Here is a 4,222-nt window from a genome sequence, read left to right as displayed (position 1 = left end):
CCTCGACGGTTCACGCGGCGTGCCGGCATACGGTTTCGCCGCGTCGGCAAGCCGGGTGAAGACGTAGCCGATGTGGCCGGTCCCCGGAGGCGGTGCTGTCCGGCATGCCGCCCCTCCCAGATTGCGTCGTCCCGTGTTGTCGCGGACAGCGTAGTGGGCGCCGTGCCCGAACTCGACCGCCCCGGACCCGAGAGCGCGTTCTAACGGAGCAGCTCCAGCCACGCGCAGAGCTCGTCGAGGCCGGCAGTGAGCTCCACGCTCGCCTCCCAGCGCAGCAACCGGTAGGCGTCGGAGGGGTCGGCACACGCGTACCGCACGTCGCCGTCCCGGAACTGGCCGGTCACCTCCGGCGGCGGTGCTCCGTAGCGGACCGCGACGAGCCGAGCGACCTCGAGGATGGTCACCGGCACGCCCGACCCCACGTCGACCGCGACGCCCGGATCAGCGGCGAGGTCGCACACGGCTGACTCGAGCGCACGCGCGACGTCGTCGACGTGGACGAAGTCCCTGACGATGCGGCCGTCCTCGTACACGGGGATGACCTCACCGGCCGCGGCGAGCCGACCGAAGAGCGGCAGGATCCCCGTATACGGGTTGTTCGGCGACTGCCCCGCCCCGTAGACGTTCTGCAGCCGCAGGACCACCGGTCGAACGCCGACCGCGAGGCCCCACGCGCGCAGGACATGCTCCTGCGCCAGCTTTGTCGCCGCGTACACGCTGCTCGGCCGCGGTTCGACCCGCGACGCCGCGGTCGGCACCGGCGAGAGCCCCGGGAAGTCCCACGTCCCGGCCGCGAGCATCGCGTGCGAGCGCTGTCCGGGCAGCACGATCGTTCCGGTCGGGTCCCGCCAGGCGCCCTCCCCGTAGACGGCCCGGCTCGATGCGAGGACGACGCGGTCCGGGAGGGCGTCGTGCCGGGTGAGGGCGTCGAGCATCGTCGTCGTTCCCACCACGTTGACCGACGCATGGCGCGACGCCTCGGTGAGCGACTGAGCCGTCCCTGTCTCGGCCGCGAGATGGACGATCGCATCGGGGCGGACGTCGGCCAGCAGCGTGTCCCACGAGACAGGGTCGGTCACGTCCGCGACGACCAGCTCGACCGCGTCATCGAGCGCGGAGGGGCGACCGGAGGTGGAATGGACCTGCGGGTGCAGCGAATCCATCGCGACGACACGGTCAAACCGCTCCCGCAGTCGTCCGGCGAGAGCGCACCCGATGAAGCCGGCGCCACCCGTGATCAACGCGGTCGTCGGCACAGTCCGCGAGCCTACCGAGTTCGGATGTCGCACGGCGTCACCGGCATCTCGCGACCGAGACCGCGATCACTCGACCGTGCCGGCCCACCTCCGGGTCCGGCGTGCTCGAGCGCGTCCCACCCCTCCCGCACTGGCGACCTAGAGTGGCCCGGTGCCCCCGCTCGTCGTCGTGACGCCGTTCGGGCGAGAGGGCGGAAGCAGTCGGGTCCGTGTCTACGACTGGCTCGACCACCTGGGTCTGGTCGCCGATGTCCACGACTACCGTGGAGGCCTTTCGAACCGACCGAAAACCCTCGTAGGTCAACCTTTCTCGACGCTACGAGCCGAGTCCGCGACCCGTTCGGTGGACGTCAGCGGTCGCCGCCTGGTGCTCTCCCGGGAGGCGTCCCCGATGAGTGGGGGGAAGCTCGAAGCCAGGCTGCTCAAGGCGGCGAGCCACGGCGTCTACGACGTCGACGACGCGCTGTTCCACGACACCGACACGGGGGTCCGACGGGCCCTCGGCAAGGCCGCGACCTGGACCCACGCCGTGGCGGCGGCCGACGTCGTCATCGCCGGCAACGAGTACCTCGCCGAGCGGGCATCGCGCACCGCCCGGACCGTCTACGTGATCCCCTCGTGCATCGAACCTCGCGCGTATGCCCCGAAGCTCTCCTACGCCCTCAACGACCCGCCCAGGATCGTCTGGGTCGGGTCACCGGCCTCCGAGGCATACCTGCTCTCCATCGCGCCGAGCCTGCTCGAGGTCCACCACCGGAGCGGTGCGCGGCTGGGCGTCGTCAGTGCGGGGTCCGCGTCCCTCGGTCTCCTCGACCCGATGGTGGACCGGGTCCCCTGGTCCCTGGAAGGGGTCGGGCGGATCCTCGCCGCAGCCGACGTGGCCATCGGGCCGCTCGTCGACTCCCCGTACGCGCGGGGCCGGTGCGCCTACCAACTGGTGCAGTATGCGGCGGCCGGGCTCCCGATGGTCGGCTCCCCGGTGGGGGCGAACGTCGCGGCGCTCGAGGCCTTGGCCGGGTTCGGCGAGCGGTCCGAGTCCGGCTGGACGGAGGCGATCATCGGCCTGTTGGCCGCCGGCGACGACGTACGCGCCCGACTGGGCGCCATGGCCCGGCGCGGTGTCGAGCAGCACTACTCGTTCGCCCGCTGGGCCGCGACGTGGCGAGCGGCGGTGCTCGGATGACGGCATCGGCTCGCCAACGGCCGACGGTGGACCCGGTGGTCCTGTCGCTGCCGTTCACCGGCCGCTGGCTGACCCGGAACAGCCCGGCTCGGCGCGTACCGAGCCACGGGACCCACCTGCTCGCCTCGACCTACGCCGTCGACTTCGTCGGCGTGGACGACCGCCACCGAACCGCCGGCCGTCGGGACTGGCGCACGCTGCTCGCCACCGAGCCGGTCGAGCGCTATGTCGGGTACGGGCGGGCAATCCTCGCTCCTGCAGACGGTGTCGTCGTGCGGGCGCACGACGGGGAGCGTGACCACGAAGGGCGGCGTTCGCAGCTCGCGCTGGTTCCGTACGCCCTCGGTCAGGCTGCTCGTCTGCGGGCCGGCGTCGAGGCCGTCGCCGGCAACCACGTCGTCGTCGGTCTGCGCGACCGCGAGGCGTTTGTGGCGCTGGTCCATCTGCGGCGCGGGTCGGTGCGGGTCGGCGTCGGCGACGAGGTCGTGGTCGGCCAGGTACTGGCGCAGTGTGGCAACTCGGGCAACTCGACCCAGCCGCACGTGCACGTCCAGGTCGCCGACGGACCGGACATGACTGGTGCGCAAGGGCTCCCGATCTCCTTCCGGCCCTTTCGGGAGTGGACCCGCGGGTCGAGGGAGCCCACACTGCGCGAATCGGGCCTCCCGGCCGAGGGTTCGGTGGTCGAGGGCCTTCGCGTCGACTAGCAAGAGTTCCTGACGTCGAGGTGCCGCTCATAGGGTGGCGCGATGGCCACCCACTGGACGCTCGGTTGCGACGCCGCCGACCCGCAACGGCTGGCCGCCTTCTGGTCGGACGCGTTGGGCTACGTCAGGGAGGACGGTTTCGACGATCCGGACAACGCGTCGATCGTCGACCCCCTCGACGTCGGTCCGGCGATCGGCTTCCTGCGGGTACCCGAACCCAAGACCGCGAAGAACCGGATGCACGTCGACATCCGCGTCGCCGGGAAAGGACCGTGGAACCTGGCGGAGCGGGAGCGGCTGATCCGCGCGAAGGTCCCCACCCTGGTCGCGGCCGGCGCGACGGTGGTCCGCGAGGAGCACTACGACGACGCCCTCGGCCACGTCGTGATGCTCGACCCGGAGGGCAACGAGTTCTGCGTCGGGTGACGCGTTCTCGCACGGGCTGTACCCCTCAGCCGTCCATCCGGGTCATCACCTCGTCGTGGAAGCGGTGCAGCTGCTCGAGATCCCCGCCCCGGCCCTCCCCCACGGGCCACACGAACATCCACTGCGCACCGGCAGCGCGGAACGCGGTGACCTTCTCGAGCACCGCCGCTCCGGGCCCGAACGCCAGGCGCTCCTGCAGCTGCTCCACCGACCGGTGCATCACCGGGGCCAGTCGGTCGGACAGCGCCTCGTCGCCCCGGCGGGGGTCGATGTGGAACCACATCGTGCCGACGGCGTTCTCGAACGTCTCCGGATCGCGCCCCGCGGTCACCAACCGCTCCCGCAGCCCGGTCCAGACCCGGCCGAACTCGCCCGGCCCGATGTTGTAGGCGGACGCGAGCCAGCCGTCGCCGAGCCGCGCGACACGTCGCATACCGGCGTCCGACCCCCAGCTACCGACCCACAGCGGCGGCCCGTCGGGCTTCGCCGGTAGCGGGGTCTGCGGGCCATCGACGGCGTAGAAGGATCCCTCGAAGGGGTCGCCGCGCAGCACCGCCCGGAGGGCGCGGACCGCCTCGTCGAAGCGCGGCCACCGCTCGTCGAACGGCAGCCCGACACTGGCGTAGTCGCGGTCCGAGGAACCCGGCGCC

The 4,222-nt window shown here is 72.0% G+C and carries 6 protein-coding genes; 3 read left to right on the top strand and 3 right to left on the bottom strand.

Translation table 11 applies throughout. The annotated features are described in order from the left end of the window. Together VIG79_RS00790 and VIG79_RS00785 are read right to left on the bottom strand one after the other, a co-directional pair. Positions 1 to 222 (bottom strand): hypothetical protein (locus tag VIG79_RS00790; protein WP_331880881.1); only part of this gene is annotated, 222 nt, incomplete at its 3' end. Further along, complete coding sequence (locus VIG79_RS00785) at positions 201 to 1,256, bottom strand: NAD-dependent epimerase/dehydratase family protein (RefSeq protein ID WP_331880878.1); 1,056 nt, start codon at positions 1,254 to 1,256, stop codon at positions 201 to 203. The genes VIG79_RS00785 and VIG79_RS00790, both read right to left, overlap by 22 nt. A gap of 391 nt (positions 1,257 to 1,647) precedes the next feature. Between VIG79_RS00785 and VIG79_RS00780 the strand changes: the two genes are divergently transcribed. From VIG79_RS00780 to VIG79_RS00770, 3 genes are read left to right on the top strand one after another with little or no spacing between them, the layout of a single operon-like run. After that, the gene (locus VIG79_RS00780; protein WP_331880875.1) at positions 1,648 to 2,439 is read left to right on the top strand and encodes a hypothetical protein; all 792 of its coding nucleotides are present in this window, start codon (positions 1,648 to 1,650) and stop codon (positions 2,437 to 2,439) included. Beyond that, the gene (locus tag VIG79_RS00775) at positions 2,436 to 3,146 is read left to right on the top strand and encodes a peptidoglycan DD-metalloendopeptidase family protein (RefSeq protein ID WP_331880872.1); all 711 of its coding nucleotides are present in this window, start codon (positions 2,436 to 2,438) and stop codon (positions 3,144 to 3,146) included. Before VIG79_RS00780 ends, VIG79_RS00775 begins: the two co-directional genes overlap by 4 nt. Positions 3,147 to 3,188: 42 nt before the next feature. Then, positions 3,189 to 3,572 (top strand): VOC family protein, encoded by a 384-nt coding sequence (locus tag VIG79_RS00770; RefSeq protein ID WP_331880869.1) that lies wholly within the window; start codon positions 3,189 to 3,191, stop codon positions 3,570 to 3,572. A 25-nt stretch (positions 3,573 to 3,597) separates the two neighbouring features. Here the strand turns inward: VIG79_RS00770 and VIG79_RS00765 are convergent. After that, positions 3,598 to 4,222, bottom strand: a 625-nt coding sequence (locus VIG79_RS00765) for an LLM class flavin-dependent oxidoreductase (protein ID WP_331880866.1), incomplete at its 5' end; no start/stop codon positions are given.

Origin of the sequence: Lapillicoccus sp. (assembly GCF_036559105.1) — a bacterium.
GTDB lineage: Bacteria > Actinomycetota > Actinomycetes > Actinomycetales > Dermatophilaceae > Lapillicoccus.
The sequence above is the reverse complement of the archived record's forward strand: the minus strand, read 5'-3'. Positions and strand labels throughout refer to the sequence as shown.